The following is a 22458-nucleotide window of genomic DNA, read 5'->3' as shown; positions in this document are numbered from 1 at the left end:
AGGATTTTCCAGTAAACTTGTTTATTTGTATTACATTTGACCACTAAAAAGGGCTCTTTAAGAGCCCTTTTTGAGATTATTTGTCTTGTTTACTTAGACCTTCAGTGGTCATGATAATACGTTTAAGTGTGCCATCTTCGTTGTAATAAAGCGGCTCAATCGCCACTGAACGGCGAAAACGCCCGCCACTTGGTTTGCCATCAATCGGTGGTACGGCACCAGTGTGGTAAATAAAGTAGTCTTTACCTTTGTATTCGATAATTGATTGGTGGTTGGTTTCGCTGTTACCTGCGATCTCATTCAAGATACCTTTATATTCCCATGGCCCATGAATGCTTTTGCTCATGGCATAACAGATCTTCTCTGGGAACTCACATGCGTACGATACATAATAATTCTCGTTTTTCTTATGAACCCATAACGCTTCGGTAAAGTTCGGTAAGTCTAGCGTTTTAATTTCACCATCAAGAGACAGTAAGTCGTCGCTTAGCTTTACGTATTTTGGCATTAAGTTACCAAAGAACATGTAAGTATCGCCGTTTTCTTCTGTATAAATAGCCGGGTCGATGTCGTCCCAATCATTTGGTGTGTGCTTGGTCATGTCATCGGTAACCAGTGCGTGACCAATCGCGTCTTTAAATGGACCCGTTGGTGACTTAGAAGTTGCAACACCAATTGCAAAGCCAGGTTTTGTGTCATCGTGGCGAACAGTTGTAAAGAAGTAGAAAGTGCCATCACGCTCAATCATGTGTGAAGCCCATGCTTCACCTTTAGCCCATTTAAAGTCTGTTGCTTTCATGATTGGGCCGTGCTTTTTCCAGTTCACCATATCTGTTGATGAAAAGGCTAACCAGTCATGCATTTCAAAAAACACGTCATTATTAGGTGCTTCATCATGGCCTGTATAAAGGTATACGGTGTCATTATGAACAAGTGCAGCAGGATCTGCAGTAAATACATCGGTAAATAATGGGTTTTGTGCAACAGCTAAGCTGCTCGAAAAAAGTAATGGCAGCGCTAACGCTTTCAAATTCTTCATGAGTGTCCTTAGTAACTAATAATTGTTGTTAGAACTGCAGCTTTTTCGACCCAGAACTCGATCTAAGTGACCAGATAATAAACAGTGTACGCCTGATTATACTGAGTAACTGATTGTTTACATCGAAACAAATCAGTAAAAGTGCAGCAAAAAATAACTCTATATTGTATTATTGTATTTTAATCATAGTAGCATCAAAATACGCTGGGTAAATAACTTGTTAGCCCTTTTTTGTTGCTCTGGATGAATGAAAGACAAATTAAATAAGCAAACGAATAATCGCTAAGTAGCTGATAATAATGGGCCTTAATAAATTCCCAAAACAAAAACGCAGCATGCTTTGAGTTTGTAACATGTTATAATTGCAACGTTTTTTGTAAACATAATGGCAGTTATTTTAATTTGGCTTTTTGAGTTGACTGTTAAATAATCATACAATATGATTAAAGTTCAGGCAGCAATGTATTAACATAAAAATATAGACACACTCGCGCACCGTTTTGACAACACACGATGCACAATGCAGTGGTCACTCTTCGGTAACTGAATGGGGAAAGTTCAGCGGACCGATATAACTATAATTTGGAGAACACCGCTTATGTTTAAAAGAACACACATAGCCAGTGCTGTAGTTATGGCATTTACCTGTCAATTTGCTTTTGCACAGGAGGAAGCACCAAACACTCCTGAGAATAACGTCGATGAGATGGAAGTTATTCAAGTATCAGGTATTCGCGGCAGTTTAAACAAAGCGTTAGATGAAAAACGTGCAAGCGTTCAAATCGTGGATGCAATTGTTGCTGAAGATATTGGTAAATTCCCTGATAACAACGTAGTTGAAGCATTACAACGTGTAACAGGTGTTCAAACAACTGGCCGTGGAGCTGGTGAAGTAAGCGCGGTTTCAATTCGTGGTCTTACTGATGTTAATACCACAGTTAATGGCCGCGCTATCTTTACAGGTGCGGGTCGTGATGTGGCGCTGCAAGACATTCCTGCAAGTTTACTTTCAGGCGTAACAGTTTATAAAACTCGTTCGGCGGATCAAATCGAACGTGGTATCGCCGGTGCGATTGATATTAAAACTCACCGTCCTTTCAACTTCGAAGGTGAAAAAGTTGTTTTAGCGGCACGTGCGATTTACTCAGATCAACCAGATGAAGTTGATCCAAATATCAGTGCGTTACTTTCTAACCGTTGGGAAATCGACGGCGCTGGTGAGTTTGGTGCATTAGTTAATATTTCATACGCTGAAACACATTACCGCGATGACACCATCACAGCGGGTGCTGCATTCCCATTCTTTACTGATAAACCACAATACAACTACTCACCGTATTCACGTGTTCCAAATGAATTTTGGACTCAAGGTACAGAGTTAGGTCTACCGACAGCGTCAGGTTCTACTTTAGATGTAAATGGTGAGCCAACTGAATACCTATTAGCGCGTGATGCTATCTTCGGTACTTCATTTACAGGTCTTCGTAAACGTCCTGCTGCATCTGTATCTTTACAGTGGGCACCAGATGAAACTCTAGAAATCACAGCTGAAGGTTTCTACACAGGTTACGAAAACGAATCGCAAAATGCGATGTGGTTCTCAAATACGTTTGAAAACGGTAACGGTTTCATTGAAACACCAACTGTGTTTGATGGCACTAATGTGGTTAAAGAAAAGCAAGCGATTGGCGCTGGCGGTTTCCAAAGTGGTGACTTCTCATATGGTAAAACAGATAGCTACTTATATGCGCTAGGTGCAGAGTGGCAAGCAAGCGATTACCTAACGATTAACACAGAAGTTGTTTACCAAGACAGTGAGTACGAAACAGATTTCTTCGCAATGCGCTTTGACCGCACTGCCTATGGCTTAGATGTAGACTTTAACGATAAAGATGGCGTACCAGGCATCGCGTTTTGGGATGATCCAAACACAGCGGTAAACGAAGCAGATATGGCTGCTATCGAAAACTGGAATGCCGGCACTATTTATGACAATGGCGGCGGTAACGCGGGTGATGCACTGACCTTTACATTTGATGCTGAATACCTAATTGGTGGTACTTATTTTGATAAAGTGAAATTCGGTGGTCGTTATGAAAAACGTACTGCGCAAGAGTACACACGTGGTCAAGATACTGGCATTGCAAACACATCTGTAGCTAGCTTAATTGAGCAACTGGCTGCTGCTGGGGCATCTGGCGATGGTTCTGGTATTGTGTTCCAAGTTGATGATTATTTCGATGGCCGTGCTGACGTATTCGACAGCTTTGTAACTGCTGATGGTGGTTATATGCTTGATAACGGCGATGCTGTTCGTAGTGTATATGGTCTTGAAGCTGAAGACGTATACAAAACATTTGATATCGAAGAAAACTCATATGCACTATATGCAACAACTAACTTCTTCTTAACGGAAGATATTAGCGGTGAATTTGGTTTACGTTATGTAAGCTACGAGCAAGACATGGACTTTGTTGCAGAGTCTGGCGGCATGAACTCAAATGTATTTGAAGAGAGCTCAGCAAGTGCTGATAGCAGCGCATTACTGCCAAGCTTTGTGCTTAACTGGAACATTACTGATGATGTAGTGGGTCGTGTTGCGTACACAGAAACATTACGTATGCCTAACTTTGCTGACTTGAACGCCTTGCAATACTGGTATGATCCATTAACAGAAGGTGCTACTTACGGTACAGGTAATGGCGGTAACCCAGAGCTTAAACCAACAGAATCAAAGAACTACGACGCATCACTTGAATGGTACTTCGCAGATACAAGCTCACTTTACGCGGCTTACTTTTACCGTGAAATTGAAGGCTTAGTCGTTGCGGGTCGTAAGCAAGTTGTACGCGAAGGCGATGATGGCGTAACACGTCCGTATGTATTAAGTGCGCCAGTGAATGCTTCAAACGGTGAGCTGTCTGGTTTAGAAGTTGGTTTAGTTTACTTCCCTGAAAACTTACCAGAATACTTAAATGGTTTTGGTGTGCAAGCAAGCTATACAATGCTTGATTCAGAGCAAGATACGCCTGAATTCAATGAGCTAGGTGAAATTTCTGGTTATGTTGATTCACAAATGGCTGGTGTTTCTGATGAATCGTACAGCATCGTAGGTATCTACGAGCGTGATTCATTCGACATGCGTTTATCTTATGTATGGCGTTCTGAGTTCTACACAGGTAATGAAGCGGCAATCTTTGCTAACCCGATTCAGTTCTGGAATCGTCCTGAGCAAAGCTTAGATTTCCAATTTAGCTACAATGTGAATGATGACTTTGTCGTAACCTTTGATGCAACGAACATCCTAGATGACGTATATCAGAGCTACTACGGTGAAGGTAACGACAACCTATTTAACTTTGGTAACGGTATCTACTCACGTACATTCGCACTAGGCGCACGTTATTCTTTCTAAATTTCTTTTATAGACCTAAAAACCCCGGCTCTGCTGGGGTTTTTTATTGGTTTTTATAAACCAAACCACCGGTCGAAAAGAGTTGCGATTTAATAAGTATGATAATACTATTAATTAGGTTAGCATTAAATTTACAAAAATAACGAACGCAATGGCCAAGCTGTGTAATATCTAGGGCTATAAATTTATTCGATACGCAATGTTGAAGGCTTTTTAGCATTGCTTGAAATGGTGAGCGGCGGCTCACTATTGACCAATTAGGGTGTTGTTGTATGGAATCTCAAAAGTTATCCGTTGTAGAAAAGGTCGGCTTTGGTGCCGGCGACATGGCAGTAAATGTCATGGTTGCAGCGTTATTCTATTTTATGTCTTTCTTTTACACCGATATCTACGGACTTGATCCGGTTGATATGGGTGTGTTGTTCTTAGTGGCGCGTTTTGTTGATGCCTTTACCGATCCATTAATGGGGGTGATCACCGACAAAGTGAAAACCCGTTGGGGTCAGTTCCGTCACTGGTTCTTATTTTTATCTGTACCTTATGGTTTGTCGGTCGTACTGTTATTTACTACGCCTGATTTCGACTACAACATGAAGTTAGCTTGGGCTTATGCCACTTACCTGTTTGCGACCTTGATGTTTACCGGTGTTGCTATCCCTTATATCTCTTACATTGGTGTATTAACCGCAGATCCAAAAGAGCGTTTGTCAGCTAATGGCTACCGTATGTTCTTCGCTAAGATTGCTAATGTAATAATCGTATTTTCAGTGCCGCTACTTGCCTCATATTGGGGAGATGGCAGCTTGTCGTATGGTTATAAACTGGCAATGGCATTGGTATCGGCATGTGCCGTAGCACTATTTCTGTTTTGTTTCTTTACTACTCGCGAACGTATTACGCATGAGCCACAAACCGAAGGCGTGCTTACGCAATTAAAAGTACTTATTAAAAATGACCAATGGCTACTACTGTGTGCAGCTTGTGTACTTGGTACGCTTGGTTATGCGATTCGTGGCAGTGTTGCTATGTATTACGCAACCTATTACTTAGGTGTACCAGATTTAGCAGGTGCCTTTACCAGTGCGGGTATTGCAGCATCTATTGTCTCAATGGTGGCAAGTACGTGGATCACCCAGCGTTACTGTAAAATGAAGCTATTCCGTCAATCACAAATCGCCGTGTTATTCATCTCATTGCTAATGTATTTTGTGGTGCAACCGGGTGATGTGATGATGGCGTTTGTGCTTTATATCATCTTGTCATTTGTGGTTGATTTACATGCACCAGTATTCTGGTCTGCAATTGCTGAAGCCGTAGATTACGGTGAAATTAAAGACGGCGTTCGTGCATCAGGCTTATCGTTTGGTGGTATTTCATTCTGCCAAAAAGCCGGGGGCGGTTTAGCTGGTTTAGCGGGTGGTTTATTACTGGCATTTTTTGAGTACAAGCCTAACGTTGAGCAAACCGAGTTTACCCTAATGGGCTTAGCACTAATGCTAACCATCATTCCTGGTGTATTCCACGCCTTACTTGGTCTGATCTTGAAAAAATACAAAATTACCGATGAGTACTATACGGATATGGTTATTCATAAACGCCTACCTAAATAACCACCCTTTAAACGCACACATTTAAAAAGTGTGTGCGCTTTGCTCTTTAAAATAACAATTTGCTGGGAGACAACAGTATGAACACATTCAAAGTTAGCTATTTAGCAAGCGTTTGCGCAGCAATATTAACTGTGAGCGGTTGCAGTGAGCTGCCAACTGACAGTAAACAAGCCGCTTCTGTGGAGCATGCTGAACATACCAGCGAACAACATTTATTTGCCCTAAACCAAGTAAGTTTAAGTGCCAGCCCGTTTTTACATGCACAGCAAACGAATGTGCGTTATTTATTAGCACTTCATCCTGATCAGCTGCTTGCTCCTTACCTGCGTGAAGCCGGCCTTGAACCAAAAGCGCCTAATTATGGCAACTGGGAAAGCACAGGCCTCGATGGCCATATTGGTGGTCATTATCTTTCAGCCTTAAGCCTTGCGTGGGCAGCCACAGGTGACGAAGAATTAAAGCAGCGTTTAGATTATATGCTGAGTGAGCTGGATCGCGCTCAACAAGCCACAGGTGGTTACTTAGGCGGTATCCCAAATGGCGATGAAATGTGGCAGCAGATTGAAAAGGGTGAAATCAAAGCCGATTTATTCAGCTTAAACGACCGCTGGGTGCCACTTTATAACATAGATAAAATCTTCCATGGCTTGCGTGATGCATACGACGTAGCCGGTAGTGATAAAGCCAAACAAATGCTATTTAAGCTAGGTGAATGGTTTTTAGCGACTACAGCTAAGCTAACTGATGAACAAGTTCAACAAATGTTGTATTCAGAGCATGGCGGCTTAAATGATGTTTTTGCTGATATGTACTTTATTAGTGATGATGAGCGCTACTTAAAACTAGCTCGCCAGTTTTCTCATAACATCATCATTGAACCCTTATTACACAAAGAAGATAAGTTAACTGGCCTGCATGCCAATACGCAAATTCCAAAGATTATTGGTATGTTGAAGGTAGCAAATGCCAGCGATGACAAAGCATGGCAGCAAGGTGCTGACTTTTTCTGGAAAACAGTCAGCCAAGAGCGCTCAGTATCAATTGGCGGTAACTCAGTACGTGAGCATTTTCATGATAAAAGTGACTTTACGCCTATGGTTGAAGATGTTGAAGGCCCAGAAACCTGCAACACTTACAACATGATGAAACTTAGTAAGTTATTGTTCTTAAAAACCGGTGATACGCGCTATTTAGACTATTATGAGCGCGCCACATATAACCATATTTTATCGTCACAACACCCAGAGCATGGTGGTCTTGTTTACTTTACCTCAATGCGTCCTGGTCATTACCGTATGTATTCGTCAGTGCAAGATTCAATGTGGTGTTGCGTAGGCTCAGGTATTGAAAATCACAGTAAATATGGTGAGCTGATTTATAGCAATACTGGTAAAGAGCTATGGGTAAACTTGTTTATTCCTAGCACGTTAAACTGGCAGCAGCAGGGTTTACAGGTAACGCAAGACAGTCAATTTCCAGATGATAACAAGGTCTCACTGGCCGTGAATCGTTTGTCTGAAGGTCAAAGCTCAGAGTCGGTAATTCATATTCGTAAACCGTCTTGGCAGCAAGGTGAGCTGAGCTTTACTTTAAATGGACAAGCTGTAAGCGCAACCGAAAAAGACGGTTATTACAGTATCAGCCATGCTTGGCAAAGCGGTGACAAGCTTGCCTTTGAGCTTAGTCCTAAGCTTTATACTGAGCAGCTACCTGATGGTCAGCATTATTACTCTGTGATGTATGGGCCTGTTGTAATGGCTACCAAAGTACAAGCATTTGCAAATGAACAGCTTAACTTTGTTGCTGATAATAGCCGTATGGGCCACATCGCCGCAGGGCCGACTTGTCCGCCAGAGGCTTTGCCAATCATGCTGAGTGAGCCAGAAAAATTTATTGCCGATCTTACTCGTAAACCGGGCCAAGAGCTTGCATTTATCGCCGATAAAAATGTGGCAATTGCCAAGCAAGGTATCGATAACACTAAGAGCACAGAGCTAATTCCGTTCTTCCGCTTACACGATAGTCGCTATCAAGTGTATTGGCCGCAGCAAAGTGAAGCTGAGTTCACACAATTTGTTGCTGATGCAAAAGCGGCTGAGCAAGCGAAAGAGCAGCTTCGTTTATTAACCGTTGATCAAATTACGCCGGGTGAGCAACAACCTGAAGTCGAACACGACTTTAAAGGTGAAGGAACTCGTGCGGGTGTTAATAATGGTCATCATTGGCGCGATGCGACAGGTTGGTTTGAGTATCAGCTTAGCAACCCAGAACAAAAAGCGGTTGCTTTGCGTGTTCGCTATTTTATTGGCGATGTAGATCGTCATTTCTCAATTAATTTAAATGGTGAGCAATTAGCTGCGGTTAATTTGCCTGTAGGTAAACCAACGGATGAGTTCTACACCATTGATTACCCATTAACAGAGGCAATGAAAAAGTCGAAAACGCTTACCTTACGTTTTGCTGCCGACAAAGATTCTGTTGCCGGTGGTATCTATGGTATTCGTTTAATCAACGCACAATAAAGAGTTGGCTATGTTAAGCAACAATGTATTTGCGACGGCTAAAGAGCATGTTTTACCGTCGCTTTTAGATAACAGCGCTGAGCAACACAGTTTTTACCGAACACCGACAGGGCTTGGTTATCGAGTGATTGAGCAAGGTCAGGGGGATAAACCTAGTTGGGATGCCACTGTGACTGTGCATCAACGCGTTACCCTTACAAATGGTCGGGTGTTGTTTGATACTCGAAAGCAAGGTGCTGCTGTAGAGTACGAAATTGCAGAAGCGATTGTGGGCTTGCAAGAAGCGCTGCAGTTAATGAATAAAGGCAGTCGCTTTGAAGTGCTAATACCTGCGCATCTTGCGCGTGATGTGTACAGCTCATTTATTGAAGAAAAGCACCAGCAGGGCTGCCAAAGCCCCATGCTCGTTGATATTACCTTGGTTGATTTCGTATAGCTGGAATATTACTTCATGAAAGTGCTATCCCAAAAAGGATAGCACGCAATATCTTTGACTAAACCAGCTCTTAATGGGTTGGCGATTATATAACGTGCATTGCTAAGTAAGTCATCTTCATCTCTAATTTGATGATCATAAAACCCCTTTTGCCATAGCCTTTGTTGATTGAACTTCCTAAAAATGGACGCGGTTCGCCCTTTGAACCTTCGAACAAATTCACTTAATGAATACACATCAGATAATTGAATTAACCAGTGCATGTGGTTTGGCATCAACACGAAGGTATTTGAATTGATGAGGCCTTCAGCCTCAAGTTGCCGCATTTGATGGATAATCTGACGGTTAACGAAGAAGTTATTTAAATGATTTGCTCGGTTGTGGCAAACAAACGTTAGCGCATAATAGTGATTTGCTACAGAAACTCTGCCTTTTCTGAGTAAGTATGATTTGTTCATCGGCTTTCCTTAGCTTTGATAAATCAATTAATAAAGCGTAGCAGCGATTTTACATCGCGTATATTTGCTTCTTTTGTTGAGGTTTAACGTTGGGTTCGATTCGGGGGTCAACGCGGGGTAAACCCGCTGCTACAGTGGTCGTAGCAGTGATTTTATATCGCGTATATTTGTTTCTTTTGTTGAGGTTTAACGTTGGGTTCGGTGAGGGGGCAACGCGGGGTAAACCCGCTGCTACAGGGGTCGTAGCAGCGATTTCATATCGCGTATATTTGTTTCTTTTGTTGAGGTTTAACGTTGGGTTCAACGCGGGGTAAACCCGCAGCTACAAGGGGCGTAGTTGCGATTTTATATCGCGTATATTTGTTTCTTTTGTTGAGGTTTAACGTAGAGTTCAATGCGGGGTAAACCCGCTGCTACAGGGGTCGTAGCAGCGATTTTATATCGCGTTTGTTTGTCGTTTTTGATAGTACGGGTCATCGCAGGGTAGACCCGTTTCTACAGGTTTGAATAATTACTTTTTAAGTTTGGTTTTAAGCTTATTTAGGTCGGCTGGGTTAACAACCGGCCAATCGTTTTTCCAACTCATAGGTAAAATACGTAGCTTTTGCACGCCGTTATCGGCTGTTTCGTAGGCGTGTAATACTAAATAGTCTTTACCATCAAAGGTGTATGCGGCATTGTGGCCAAGGGCTGCCCAATCTTTATTACCTTCAATAACTAAACTGCCACCGCCATCAACCATAGAGCGACCTTGTTGATCTAAATATGGGCCTTCGATGTTTTTGCTGCGACCCACACGTACGTTGTAAGTACTCTCTACGCCACGGCAGCATTTATCAAACGAAACAAATAGGTAGTAATAGCCATTCTTTTTAAAGATATAAGGTGCTTCAATTGGGCCATGTTCCGTGTTTGGGCGACTCGCAATGTGATGCCATTTTTCAGGTTTTGCTAAGCGCACCATATCATCATCAAGTTTTACTAGTTTAAGGCCGCCCCAGAACGAACCAAAGCTCATCCATGGTGTACCATTGTCATCTTCAACTATTGCAGGGTCGATAGCGTTCCAATCGTCGCGCTCAGGCACTGATTCAACCACGATGCCGTAGTCAATCCACTTGTAATCAGGTGATGATGGGTCAAGGGTTTCGTTAACCGTTACACCAATTGCTGAAGTGTTTTTGCCAAATGCAGAGACTGAGTAATAAAGGTAAAACTTACCATTTTTTTCATACACATCAGGTGCCCATAAGTGGCCATCAAAGCTTGGTGAAATACGCTTTGCCCAACTCGGCTCATCTTTAAAAACGCGGCCTGTGAGTTTCCAGTTGGTTAAATCTTTCGATTCATAATAGGTAATACCAGGGCCTGTGCTAAATACATAGTACGTGTCGCCTTCTTTGGTCATTACCGGATCGTGTACTTCAACTTGCTTTGCAGATACGGCTGCGGCAGAAAAAAGTAGCCCTGTTGAAAGCCACTTCATTGCGTGTGTCACCTTACTTACGGGTCTCATGCTTGAATACCTTTTGTTGTTTTAACTCTTGTGTTCATTCAGCTACTATATAATATGTAATACAATATTAACAATAAAATCGAGACGAAATACAGGACACATTATGCTCAAAAAATTATCTCGGCTAACGCTTCTTAGTGCGTTAAGCGCCTCGTCATTGTCAGCCCTTGCTAATAGTAGCAAGACTTTAGCGCCAATTGATAACCCCATTGTACTCAAACGTGCTGATCCTTGGTTAGTTCGTGATGATAAAAGTGGCTGTTACACGTTTATAGGTAGTTCGCCGAAATTTGATGAAATTGAGCTGCGCCAAGCTTGTCGCTTAAACGATTTAAAATTAGCTGAGCCGAAGGTTATTTGGCAAAAGCGCGATAAAGGCCCAATGAGTGTCAATATTTGGGCCCCTGAGCTACATCAGATTGATGGCAGTTGGTATATCTACTTCGCCGCAGGTGATATCGAAAAGCCGTTCAGTATTCGCATGTATGCACTTAAAAACGACAGTGCTAATCCGATGCAAGGTGAGTGGCAAGAAATGGGGCAAGTAACTAGCCACCTTGATAGTTTTTCGCTTGATGCCACAAGCTTTACGCACAAGGGTAAGCGTTACATGATTTGGGCGCAGCAGAACCAGCCTGCAACTTATAACTCAGCTTTATGGTTAGCTGAAATGGACTCACCAACATCAATTAAAGAACCCATTATCGCGATTACAGAGCCAACCCTTGATTGGGAAGTGCAAGGCTACAAGGTAAACGAAGGTGCTGCAGTCATCACTCATGGCGATAAAATATTTGTCACTTATTCAGCCAGTGCCACCGATCATCGATATGCGATGGGCTTGCTATGGGCAGATGTGAATGCTGATTTACTTGACCCTACTAGCTGGCATAAGAAGGCTGAGCCGGTGTTCACCACCAATGCTGAGCTAGGTCGTTTTGGGCCTGGGCACAACAGTTTTGTAAAAGCTGAAGATGGTGTAACCGATTTGATGATTTATCACAGTCGTGACTATAAAGAGCTGAAAGGCACACCGCTTACAGACCCAAACCGCCATGCGCGAGCACGCATTATTACGTGGGATAAAAACGGTTTTCCAGTGTTTTCACCAGAACTCGCTGATTAAAAAAGGGCGCCAATTGGCGCCCTACAACTTTGGGAACGAACGATTACCAGAAGCGGTAGTAAATAAAGGCAGTAATACCAATAATACCCGCGGTATGAATGTAATCCCACTTATCTAAGCCGGCCGCTACTTCTTTCATAGTTGCTTTATCTAGGCTTGAGAAAGTAAGACCTTTCAATTGTTCTTCGTCTGCTTGCTTGGTGAAAATACTTACCACAATCATAATAGCAACGACCACAACAAATAGCAGAATACAGTAATATAACCAGTTCATTGTGGTGATCCACGCAAATGATGAACCTGTTAAATCATCTTTAAATGGCAGTAACACTAAGCGGATCATACCAAGCACAAAACCTGATACTAAGCCCACAAAACCCGCTGTTGGAGTGATGCGTTTACTACATAAACCGAGTAAAAATACCGCAGCAATACCTGGTGCAATAAGAGACTGCACACTTTGCAGATATTCATAAAGCACATCGGCAATTAAGCTCATGACGGGTATCCACAGAAGACCTAATACAACAATCACGATAGTGGCAATACGGCCTACTTTCAGAAGATGCTTCTCAGATGATTCTGGTTTGAATTTCTTATAAAAATCAATGGTAAATAAGGTTGCTGATGAGTTAAATAATGATGCTAAAGAACTCATAAGAGCTGCTACTAAACCACCAATTACAATCCCTTTAACACCAGATGGTAATAGCTCAGCAACGAGAGTTGGGAAGGCTTGGTCAGCACTTTCATAGCTAATAATACCTTTAACATTCAATGCGTATGCAATCATGCCTGGTACTAAAAAGATAAATACAGGAAGTAATTTTAAGTAACCGGCGAACATGGTACCGCGACGTGCTTCTTTAATGCCTTTTGCAGATAAAACACGTTGTACGATGTATTGGTCGGTACACCAATACCAAAAACCAATAATGAATGAACCAAATACAATGCCAGGCCAAGGGAATTCAGCATCTGAAGCACTACGAATAAGGTGCATATTAGCATCGTTTATACGCTCAACTTCTGCCCAGCCACCTACTTTATCTAGACCAACAACTAATATGACTAAGGAGCCAATAATGAGCACAGGGGTTTGCAACACCGAGGTCCACATAATGGCTTTCATACCGCCAAGTACCGTATAAATACCGGTGATCACGACAAGGGCAATAGCTGAAATCCAGAAGAAATCGATACCCCAAATGCTCTCGATACCTAATATTGTTTTAAATGCGATACCGCCGGCATAAACCGTTACCGCAACCTTGGTTAGTACATAACTAATCAATGAGATAACAGATAAGAAGGTACGTGATTTAGAGTTAAAGCGGCGCTCTAAGAATTCAGGCATGGTGTAGACTTTACTACTCCAATAGAAAGGCACGAAAATCCAACCGAGCAGTAGAATGATCCACGATTGCATTTCCCAGTGAGCCAGTGCCATACCCGATTGTGCACCTGAACCTGAAAGGCCCACTAAATGTTCCGAGCCAATGTTTGATGCGAAAATTGAGGCACCAATCACTAACCAACTTGCATTACGACCCGCTAAAAAGTAATCAGCGGTGTCTTCTTCTTTTTGTCGCATAGACATCACGACAACGCCTAGTAACAGGACGAAAAATCCTGCTAGCACTGCCCAGTCTAAGGTACTTAGTTCGACCATCGTGTGTTCCACCTAATTTTGAAAGAGAATTTTGCTTTTTTAGTTGTTGAATAAAAATATTATATTATAAATAAGCTAAGTGAAAGAGATTTGTTAAAATAAGGTGACAGTCTGTAGGTGAAATGGTGACTATGTTGTTCGAAATACAGACACTTGTATTAGGTTGTTTTTTGCTTGTTATTGATTTTAATCAATTATTTCCAGGATGACGGAATAGCTTTATAGATGTATCATATTACTCAGATCTTTTGAGGAACACACATGGCGCGTTTAGAAAATTTAAACCTATCACAACAAGTTACCAATGAGCTTGGTAAAGCAATTATTGTTGGTGATTATAACACTGAAACGGGGCTACCAACCGAAGCACAACTTTGCGAAGTGTATGGTATTAGCCGCACAGCTGTTCGTGAAGCTGTGAAAATGCTTGCTGCAAAAGGACTGATTTCTTCTCGTCCACGACAAGGTATTCGTGTTGAGTCGGCGGAGAACTGGAACTTATACGACACAAGCGTATTAAAATGGTTGTTAGAAAGCAGTCCATCACTTTACGTACTTAAAGAATTCTTACAAGTGCGCTTGGCGATTGAACCACAAGCAGCAGCACTTGCAGCAAGAAAAGGCGATCAAGCAGCCATTGCAGAAATTAAAATGGCACTCGATAAAATGCAAGCGGCAGCAGAAGAGCCTGAAGGCGTAATGCATGAGCCAGACCTTGCCTTCCACACAGCAATTTTACATGCCAGTGGCAACCGTTTTTTCTATCAATTACGTGATTTTATTCGCACTGCATTACATGTGAGTATTCAACATACTACACCAGCTAAGGGCAATAAAAAGGCTATCGCTGAAGAGCACTTTAAAGTGTATAACGCGATTGCGAGCGGCGACCCTGAGCGTGCTAAAAACATGATGACGTACATGATTGATGAAGCAATGGCGTTTATTGAAAAAGAAATCGCTGATAAAGAAGCGGCTCAATAAGTATCACTTTTGACGTTGTAATTACTTTAAAACAAAAGGTTATCATGCCAAATTCGAACGAGCTAAAAACAGTTTACCCAAGCCTTGCTGGTAAGAGTGTGTTTATTACTGGTGGTGCATCGGGAATTGGTGAAGTAATGGTAACGCGGTTCTGCGAGCAGGGCGCGAAAGTCACCTTTGTTGATATTGCAACTGAGCAAAGCGATGCGTTATGCGCAAAATTAGCGGGTAAATATGAGTTTGATCCGCAGTTTATCCATTGCGATATACGTGATGTTGAGGCCTTAAAAGCGGCCATTGAGCAAACGCGTCAACAACAGGGTGACATTGGTGTGTTAATTAATAACGCAGCCGATGACACCCGACATGCCGCAGAGAATATGGATGTGAAATATTGGGAAGATAAGTTTGCTGTTAACTTACGTCCATGTTTCTTTTCATCGCAAGCTGTGATTGAACAGATGCAGCGCTTAGGTGGCGGTAGCATTATCAATATGGGGTCGGTAAGCTGGCGTATTAAGCAAACAGGCATGCCAGCCTACACAACCGCAAAAGCAGGGATTGAAGGTTTAACCCGTTCATTAGCTGCCTCATATGGTAAAGACAATATTCGTGTGAATTCACTGGTTCCGGGTTGGGTGATGACAGAGCGCCAAATTACTCATTGGCTAACCCCAGAAATGATTGAAGATGTTCGTTTAAGTCAGTGTATTAACGAAACAATTCAACCAGACCATGTGGTAAACGCGGCATTGTTTTTGGCCGCTGATGACAGCCGAATGATGACAGCACAATCACTGATCGTGGATGCAGGTTGGACATAATTTTGCGAAACAATCGTAAAATAACTAGCTTGAAATAAAAATTTTTACATAATTCAAATGATACTATAATAATAAAATATGGGTTATAGAATCAACAGAGCTCATACTTAGGAAGGTGGTAAGAAAGTTTGACCGACTTTGTACTTGTTTATTTAATTCTGATTATTGGCGCTTGCCTGCAAAGTGTTATTGGCTTTGGTTTAGGTATGTTATGCGTGCCTGTACTTTACTGGCTGATGCCAGAGCTGGTGCCTGGGCCAATGATTTTGAATGCGCTGTTCTTAACGTCGGTGTTAATGATTAAACACCGCGGCGCGATAGACATGAAACAAACGGGCATATCCATAATTGGTGGTGCAGTTGGGGTTATCTTTGCCGCTGTGGTGATGTGGTATGTCAATGCGAAGCAGTATCAACTCTTGCTCGGAGTGAGTATTTTGGTGGTGGTGGCATTGTCTATCATAGGTATGAAACCGAAAATTTCCACCATCACAAGCTTACTCGCGTCAATGTCGTCGGGCTTTTTAGGTACCACAACGTCAGCCGGTGGCGCGCCGATGGGGCTGCTCTATCAAGCTGAAGATAAAGACAAAATTAAAGCAAACCTAAGTGCCTTTTTCGTCTTTATAAACTTGTTTGGCATTATTGTACTGATGCTGACAGGCTCTGCCGATATGGCTGATGTAAAGCTGTTCTTTTTCTGCTTACCTGCTATTTTAATTGGCTGGGGCTTGTCGTTTGTGATCAACAATAACCTCAATGAAAAGGCCATTCGTGGCATCATCTTGCTGGTTGCAGGTTTATCTGGTCTAGCACTTATTTTCATACACAGATAGAATGAGAATAGTTCAGCAGTTTGTGTAATGAAGCCTATGCTCGATGACACCATTAAAGTAATCATTTCTAGCCAATGCCAATTGGGCGAAGGTGCCTATTTTGCGAAGGCACATAACTGTTTATTTTGGGTCGATATTTTAGGGCAGCGTTTGTTTCGTTTGCAGTGTCAATCGATGCGAGTTAGCCAGTTTACTATGCCAGAACCTATTTGTTGGGTGATGGAAACCGAACAAACTGAATTAATCGCAGGCTTTGCCAAAGGCATTTATAAGCTCAATAGTGAAGACTTTAGCCGCGAACTTCTTTACTCAATCGATCACGAACCCTCACAAAACCGCTTAAACGATGGTAAAACGTCTCGCCAAGGCTTTGGCTTTTTTGGCTCAATGGACTCTCAAGAGCAAACCAATAGTGGCAAGTTATACCGTTTTGGTCATGGTCAGGCTCCGACAGCAGTTGATCATGACTACACCATTAGCAATGGGCCTGCGGTAAGTAAAAATGGCCAGTTTCTATATTCTACAGACTCAGATAAACAAATAATCTACCGCTTCACTCTGAATGAGCATGGCGAGCTTGCTGATAAACAAGAGTTTATTCGCTTTACTGACAATATGGGTTTTCCTGATGGCATGACAGTTGATAGCGAAGATCATCTTTGGGTTGCTGCATGGAATGGTTATGGCGTGTATCGTTTTGCTCCAAATGGTGAGCAAGTACAGTTTATTCGCTTACCCGCACCGCGTGTTACGAGTGTCGCATTTGTAGGTGAAGAGCTCACGCATCTGGCGGTGACTACTGCGTCAGTAGGGCTAGAAGACTCAGTACTCGCTGATTACCCTCACAGTGGTGGCGTGTTTATTCTTGAGCCAGGCGTTAAAGGTATTGCTGAAACGCCCTTGAAGCTATAGGTTTTCCATTACTTGATAACGCAACTCGCCAATAAACGAGCGTGCTGCAGGACCCAGTTTGTCACCGTCTTTAAAGAGTAAATGTAACTTAGCGCTGCGACTGCTGTTATGGGTTAAATTAAGTGCTTTCATTTGCCCTGTCGCAAGTTGTTTTTCTATCGCGATTTTTGGTAACCACGCAAAGCCCAGTCCATTACTGATCATATCAATCGAAGTGCGCATATGAGTGACGGTCCAGCGTTGATCGGCACCTAACCAACCACCATCTTGTTTGTGCTTATTTGCTGAATCGCGAACAACAATTTGGCGGTGTGATTTTAAATCTTCGAGGGTAATTTCACGCTCTATCGCATGCAAAGGGTGATCTGGGTGGGCGACGGCAATAAACTCGATATCACATAATTCTTCGTGAAAGTTTGCCGCAATTGGAAAGCCGGTAATAGCAATATCAACCTGATCGTTTTCGAGCAGCTCATTGCCCCCCATTAGTACAGACTCATGCAGCTCAATACGCAGTTGAGGGTATTGCGATGACGTGTTGTTAAGTACTTTATAAAGCAATTGTTGAGGGAAAACAGCATCAACGGCAATGCGTAACTTACTTTCGATACCTTCACCCAAAGTTTGCCCAATGGCCTCAACTTTAGCGGCTTCATCAAGTAAGTAATTAGCACGGCGCAGCATCATTTCGCCGGCTTCAGTCAGCACGGTTTTACGGCCTTGGATGCTGAATAATTTTACATTGAGTGCAGATTCAATTTTGCCAACTGCATTATGAATACTCGATTGGCTTTTATGAATACCTTGTGAGGCTTGGTTAAAGCCTCCAAATTCAACAACAGCACGAAACATGCGCCACTGTTCTAGCGTAATTCTTAGCATGATGTTCCTTTGCTTACTTAACTACCTAATAGTACCTGTAAATGCAGGAAAAGTTTACTTTTTAGGTGAGGGCAACTCAATATACTCAAGCTCATCACCGGGGATTTTAGCAAAACGCTGTGCTTGCCAATCTTGTTTTGCTTGCTCGATACGCTCTTTGCTGTAAGCAACAAAATTCCAGTGTAAGTACGGGACTTTATTGAATTTACTGCCACCGAGTAAAATAAAGCGGCTGTGCATCAGAGTCGTTATTTCGTGTTCACTGTCATCAAGTAGCACAAAGTCGCCTTGGGTATAGCGAGTATCACCCACACCAATTTCACCATAAATAACATACACGGCGGTTTCATGGCGAGGGTGTGGTTTAGTTAAATGGCTACCTTGCTCGGCTACCGTATCTACATAGAACATCGGAGAGTAGCTTTTCACAGGGGAGCTTAAGCTATAGGCATCACCAACAATGAGTCGCATCAGCACGCCTTTTTCGATTTTCTCAGGCAATTGCTGTTTTTTGATATGTTCAAAACGCGGTGCTATTTCGGTCATACTCTCAGGTAAAGCAACCCAGCACTGCAGACCATTAATGTCATGCTCGCTCGCCCGCACTTCAAGGCTTTCTCTTTCTGAGTGAACTATACCGCGACCTGCGGTCATCCAGTTAACATCGCCGGGTTCTATTTGCAGGCTATTACCTAGCGAATCGCGATGGTAAATACTGCCAGTAAATAAATAAGTGAGCGTTGATAAGCCAATATGAGGGTGAGGCCTCACATTTATGCCTTCACCGCGAGGAAAGTGATTTGGCCCCATGTGGTCAAAAAAGATAAATGGGCCAACCATTTTTTTGTCAAAATGAGGCAAGATGCGTTTTACATCGAGCCCACCAATATCATGGCTGGTTGCTGTTAATAACGTTGCCATACTCGCGCCCCCTTAAAAACAAATTCAGCCAACAACCTAGGTTATTGGCTGGGATAAATGTTATGCCTGACTACGTTTTAACACTAGTTGATCTAGGCTGATTTTGCCTGCACCAACACTGGCTAATGCTAAAAAGCCGCCTGCCATCGCAATATTTTTGTAGAACATTAAAAATTGCATTTGATCATCAAGCTGAAAGTGGAATAACAAAGCACTAACTAGGCTGAAACCAGCAAAAGCGACAGCGGTTAGTTGTGTTAAAAAGCCCAGTAAAATAAATAATCCGCCAACAATTTCAAAGGCAATTACAAACGGCAGTAAGAACTCTGGTAAACCTACTGATGCCATGTACTGTGCTGTTGCATCAAAGAATTCTATTTTGCTAAAGCCGGTTAGTAAAAAGATGGCCGATAAACCAATTCGTGCCAATAAAGTGCTAATATTTTGTAAGTGTGGTTGAGCTGAGATTAAAGTAAAAAGTTTCATAGTAGGTATCCTGTTTAGTTAAGCAGTGTGTCTGCGATGGAGTAACTATAAGTTCACTTTAAAAGAATTAAAAATTGTAAAATTAGCGTTTATCATTCTTTAAAAAAGAATTTAAAAGGAGGTTGAATATGAAGTTGTTGTTATTAATAGGGTTTTGTTTTTCGGTGACTACAAGTAGCTTAGTGTTTGCCGAACAAAATTTACCAAATAGTCGTCATTATGAGTTGCTAGCTTCAGATATTGCGGTGCAGCAAAGCTGGCAAGTTAAAGACACAATTAAAGGTTATGAGATGCTGGAATATCAAATTAACCTTAATAAAGGCACTACTTTAAAGGTTGATTTTGCTCCATCAAATTTAAGCAACTACTTTAATATTTTACCAAAAGGTAACCCAACTGCTTTGTTTGTTGGCCCGGCAAAAGGTGATCATGCCGAGATTAAAATTCCTGATAATGGCGATTATGTGATTCGGGTGTTTCTAATGCGCAATGCTGCGCGCCGTGATGAGCAAAGTGAATTTACAGCCGATATCACGGTATTAAAAAGTACATTAAAAGGCATGCATCCAAGCTGGGATGTCGATGGTGATGGGATAAATGATTGCGAGAAAGACGGTAGCTGCGATCATACGGTTGACTACAGCCTTCCTCGAAAGTCGAATTAGGCCTTTGTTAAGGCCTAATCAGCATATTATTCAGGCGCTACTTCAAGCGTTGTGAATAATGAGTAACGAACGTTATCGATATCGGCATCTGCTGGTTTTTGATCAACAGATGCTTCAATCAAATACATATCGGCGTGAGCGAATGTCACAGTAAAGAAACCTTTTTTATCGGTTGTTACTTTCACTTCGTCACGCTCATTATGGTAGCGAGCACTACCACGAACAATAGCAAGTTCAACGTCAGCAGCTGGTTTGCCATCCATTAATAATTGGAACTTAGCTTCTTCACCAGCAAATAGATCGTTCGGGTGAGTTGGGCCAGAAATTTCTAAGCCCTGACCAAGCAATGTTGGCTTAGAAGTACCATTACGGCTTACAAAAGTATCAACAGTTGCGATTGATTTTACAGTGCGCACGTCGGTTGCGCCTGCTGGTAGGTCTGCTTCTTTTTTACCTGCGAAAACACGGCCGCGATTGCCGTCTTTATCTTTATAGAAAGTCATTAGCATTGGTTTTTGCTGCATAGCAATATGGTAAGTACCGTCTTGCGTTAAGCTCACTGCCGCTGAGTTTTTGCGTTTTAAATAGTATGCACGAATCGTTTCTTCAACCGGCTTGCCATTTGGAGCAAGGGCAATTAATAAGTTGTCGTCATACTCTGCGCCTTTTTGTTTTGGGCGGTATGCTTTATCTGGGCTAAACAACTCATTAGAAATACTGGCATCGATCATCACATAGTGAGTTTTCTCACCAGACAAAGAAGTATGAGATGGCATTAACCAACGGGCGTGTGCTTGTGCATAGCCAGATGCAATTGCTGTGAAGGTCACTGCGCCGATCAGCGCCGTCTTTAATAATTTTAATTTCATTGTTTGTCCTTAATTACTGGTAATGGTAACAAAGCTAGTTGCGAACTCTTTTTCGCCTTTAATAGTGACTTTGCCGTCTTTCGTTAAGTCGATTTCAACGCGGGTGTAATCTCGGCCACCTTCTTCGCGTACAACTTCAACATTAAGTAGGTAGCTGCCAGGTTTAACTGGGTTACCTTTTAAATCTTTACCTTGCCACTCAATGGTGTAAGTACCAGGGCGCTTTGTTGCACCCGTCACACCATCAAAGCTGTCGTTGCTACGACCTGCTTTTCGCCACCACTGACGTAAGTCTTTAAACCATTCAGCTTTTTCGACCCAAAGTGCAATAGTGGTAACGTGTTTACGTTCAGGTGTTTCTAGCCATAACGCCACGTAAGGGCGATGATATGGAGAAACATCTAGCTCAGGTAAGGTAAATTCAACGGTTAGGTTGGGATCTTTTGCAAAGCTCAGTGGGCTGAATAAACAGCCAATTAGTAGAGCAACGAGTAAGTGGGCTTGTTTCATTAAGATACTCCTTTAAGTTGAGGCACCCAAACTAGATAAATAACCAAAGGCGTGGCAACACCAAGAAGCGTTAACCATAGACCTGCGGCACGTTTTTTACGGTTTTGAAAGAGGATAAATAATCCAGTAATAGCAAACAGAATCATCAAAACAGCTGAGATATCAATGACCCAGCTCCATGCTTCGCCTGTATGGCGGCCCTTGTGTAAGTCGCCAATCAGGCTCATAAAGCCACCTGTTTGATAATCAATATTAAGTTCACCGGTTTGAAAATCGATTTCGGCATAGGCAAAGCCAGCCGGAAGCGGGTAGTCGAGCATCACCAAGGCATCTTCTTTTTCCCACTCAATACTTTTTACATTGCTGAGTGAAAACTGCTGTTGCATGTATTGCTCTATTTCAGGGTAAAGGCTTGGCAATGTGTCGAGGTTTGCTTGTGCTTTTTCGAATAGCTCTGCAGAAACAAGTAATTGATTCTGACCATTATGTTTATCATTTTCGAGCCAACTAACATGGTTAAGAATGATGCCGCTGACACAAAATAAAATAAGTAAAAAGAATAAGGCCGTTGAAAGGTATATGTGTAAGGCGCGGCTAACGCTATAAAAGCTGCGTTTGTTAAATGAGAACATAATGCGGTTTATTCGTTAAAGATACAAATATGATAATGATTTGTATTACTGATAACAAGCGTGTTTACGTTCTTTACATTTCTTTGTGCTAGAAATGAATAGCGAGATAAGCCATAACTGCTAGTTGCAAGCTGAGAAAACAG

Annotated in this window: 20 protein-coding genes; 10 read left to right on the top strand and 10 right to left on the bottom strand. The window is 42.2% G+C overall.

Annotated elements, in window-relative coordinates; genetic code table 11:
* Positions 1 to 76 precede the first annotated feature (76 nt).
* Positions 77 to 1039, bottom strand: a complete 963-nt coding sequence (locus KQP93_RS17215) for a glycoside hydrolase family 43 protein (protein WP_217875349.1) — start codon at positions 1037 to 1039, stop codon at positions 77 to 79.
* Positions 1040 to 1637: 598 nt separating this feature from the next.
* Between KQP93_RS17215 and KQP93_RS17210 the strand changes: the two genes are divergently transcribed.
* From KQP93_RS17210 to KQP93_RS17195, 4 genes are all read left to right on the top strand, one after another.
* Positions 1638 to 4454 (top strand): TonB-dependent receptor, encoded by a 2817-nt coding sequence (locus KQP93_RS17210; protein WP_217875348.1) that lies wholly within the window; start codon positions 1638 to 1640, stop codon positions 4452 to 4454.
* A gap of 272 nt (positions 4455 to 4726) precedes the next feature.
* A complete protein-coding gene (locus KQP93_RS17205) occupies positions 4727 to 6064 on the top strand; it encodes an MFS transporter (RefSeq protein WP_130050180.1) in 1338 nt (445 codons plus the stop codon).
* 77 nt (positions 6065 to 6141) lie between these two features.
* Complete coding sequence (locus KQP93_RS17200; RefSeq protein WP_217875347.1) at positions 6142 to 8586, top strand: glycoside hydrolase family 127 protein; 2445 nt, start codon at positions 6142 to 6144, stop codon at positions 8584 to 8586.
* Between the two features lie 10 nt (positions 8587 to 8596).
* Positions 8597 to 9022: an FKBP-type peptidyl-prolyl cis-trans isomerase gene (locus KQP93_RS17195; RefSeq protein WP_217875346.1), complete on the top strand. Its 426-nt coding sequence runs from the start codon at positions 8597 to 8599 to the stop codon at positions 9020 to 9022.
* A gap of 8 nt (positions 9023 to 9030) precedes the next feature.
* Here the strand turns inward: KQP93_RS17195 and KQP93_RS17190 are convergent, their stop codons facing one another.
* On the bottom strand, positions 9031 to 9480 hold the full coding sequence (locus tag KQP93_RS17190) for an REP-associated tyrosine transposase (RefSeq protein WP_217875345.1): 450 nt from the start codon (positions 9478 to 9480) through the stop codon (positions 9031 to 9033).
* Between the two features lie 511 nt (positions 9481 to 9991).
* Positions 9992 to 10966, bottom strand: coding sequence for an arabinan endo-1,5-alpha-L-arabinosidase (locus KQP93_RS17185; RefSeq protein ID WP_254907695.1), 975 nt, complete (start codon positions 10964 to 10966; stop codon positions 9992 to 9994).
* Positions 10967 to 11099: 133 nt separating this feature from the next.
* Here KQP93_RS17185 and KQP93_RS17180 point away from each other — a divergent pair, with 133 nt between their 5' ends.
* A complete protein-coding gene (locus KQP93_RS17180) occupies positions 11100 to 12122 on the top strand; it encodes a glycoside hydrolase family 43 protein (RefSeq protein WP_217875343.1) in 1023 nt (340 codons plus the stop codon).
* Positions 12123 to 12165: 43 nt separating this feature from the next.
* Here the strand turns inward: KQP93_RS17180 and KQP93_RS17175 are convergent, their stop codons facing one another.
* A complete protein-coding gene (locus KQP93_RS17175; protein ID WP_217875342.1) occupies positions 12166 to 13794 on the bottom strand; it encodes a sodium:solute symporter in 1629 nt (542 codons plus the stop codon).
* A 261-nt stretch (positions 13795 to 14055) separates the two neighbouring features.
* Between KQP93_RS17175 and KQP93_RS17170 the strand changes: the two genes are divergently transcribed.
* The 4 genes from KQP93_RS17170 to KQP93_RS17155 all read left to right on the top strand — a co-directional run bounded on the left by KQP93_RS17170 (position 14056) and on the right by KQP93_RS17155 (position 17350).
* The gene (locus KQP93_RS17170) at positions 14056 to 14778 is read left to right on the top strand and encodes a FadR/GntR family transcriptional regulator (RefSeq protein ID WP_054552285.1); all 723 of its coding nucleotides are present in this window, start codon (positions 14056 to 14058) and stop codon (positions 14776 to 14778) included.
* Positions 14779 to 14822: 44 nt separating this feature from the next.
* Positions 14823 to 15602 (top strand): SDR family NAD(P)-dependent oxidoreductase, encoded by a 780-nt coding sequence (locus tag KQP93_RS17165; protein WP_063527567.1) that lies wholly within the window; start codon positions 14823 to 14825, stop codon positions 15600 to 15602.
* 128 nt (positions 15603 to 15730) lie between these two features.
* On the top strand, positions 15731 to 16438 hold the full coding sequence (locus KQP93_RS17160; protein ID WP_062566342.1) for a sulfite exporter TauE/SafE family protein: 708 nt from the start codon (positions 15731 to 15733) through the stop codon (positions 16436 to 16438).
* 27 nt (positions 16439 to 16465) lie between these two features.
* A complete protein-coding gene (locus KQP93_RS17155) occupies positions 16466 to 17350 on the top strand; it encodes an SMP-30/gluconolactonase/LRE family protein (protein ID WP_254907694.1) in 885 nt (294 codons plus the stop codon).
* Here the strand turns inward: KQP93_RS17155 and KQP93_RS17150 are convergent.
* Genes KQP93_RS17150 through KQP93_RS17140 form a run of 3 tightly spaced genes read right to left on the bottom strand, consistent with a single transcriptional unit; the run spans position 17345 to position 19639 of the window.
* Positions 17345 to 18232 (bottom strand): LysR family transcriptional regulator, encoded by an 888-nt coding sequence (locus KQP93_RS17150; protein WP_217875341.1) that lies wholly within the window; start codon positions 18230 to 18232, stop codon positions 17345 to 17347. The genes KQP93_RS17155 and KQP93_RS17150 overlap by 6 nt on opposite strands.
* A 54-nt stretch (positions 18233 to 18286) precedes the next feature.
* Positions 18287 to 19153 (bottom strand): pirin family protein, encoded by an 867-nt coding sequence (locus tag KQP93_RS17145; RefSeq protein WP_217875340.1) that lies wholly within the window; start codon positions 19151 to 19153, stop codon positions 18287 to 18289.
* Between the two features lie 60 nt (positions 19154 to 19213).
* Positions 19214 to 19639 (bottom strand): DoxX family protein, encoded by a 426-nt coding sequence (locus KQP93_RS17140; protein ID WP_054562973.1) that lies wholly within the window; start codon positions 19637 to 19639, stop codon positions 19214 to 19216.
* A 128-nt stretch (positions 19640 to 19767) separates the two neighbouring features.
* On the opposite strand from KQP93_RS17140, the gene KQP93_RS17135 reads away from it, so the two are divergent.
* Positions 19768 to 20304, top strand: coding sequence for a hypothetical protein (locus tag KQP93_RS17135; protein ID WP_217875339.1), 537 nt, complete (start codon positions 19768 to 19770; stop codon positions 20302 to 20304).
* 26 nt (positions 20305 to 20330) lie between these two features.
* Here the strand turns inward: KQP93_RS17135 and KQP93_RS17130 are convergent, their stop codons facing one another.
* The 3 genes from KQP93_RS17130 to KQP93_RS17120 are packed head-to-tail and all read right to left on the bottom strand — an operon-like array spanning position 20331 to position 22315.
* Positions 20331 to 21173: a DUF4198 domain-containing protein gene (locus KQP93_RS17130; RefSeq protein ID WP_217875338.1), complete on the bottom strand. Its 843-nt coding sequence runs from the start codon at positions 21171 to 21173 to the stop codon at positions 20331 to 20333.
* 9 nt (positions 21174 to 21182) lie between these two features.
* A complete protein-coding gene (locus KQP93_RS17125) occupies positions 21183 to 21683 on the bottom strand; it encodes a DUF2271 domain-containing protein (RefSeq protein ID WP_217875337.1) in 501 nt (166 codons plus the stop codon).
* Positions 21683 to 22315, bottom strand: a complete 633-nt coding sequence (locus KQP93_RS17120; RefSeq protein WP_058586042.1) for a PepSY-associated TM helix domain-containing protein — start codon at positions 22313 to 22315, stop codon at positions 21683 to 21685. The genes KQP93_RS17125 and KQP93_RS17120 overlap by 1 nt, the downstream gene beginning before the upstream one ends.
* Between the last annotated feature and the right edge of the window lie 143 nt (positions 22316 to 22458).

It is taken from the genome of Pseudoalteromonas shioyasakiensis, from assembly GCF_019134595.1.
Lineage (GTDB): Bacteria > Pseudomonadota > Gammaproteobacteria > Enterobacterales > Alteromonadaceae > Pseudoalteromonas > Pseudoalteromonas shioyasakiensis_A.
The sequence above is the reverse complement of the archived record's forward strand: the minus strand, read 5'-3'. Positions and strand labels throughout refer to the sequence as shown.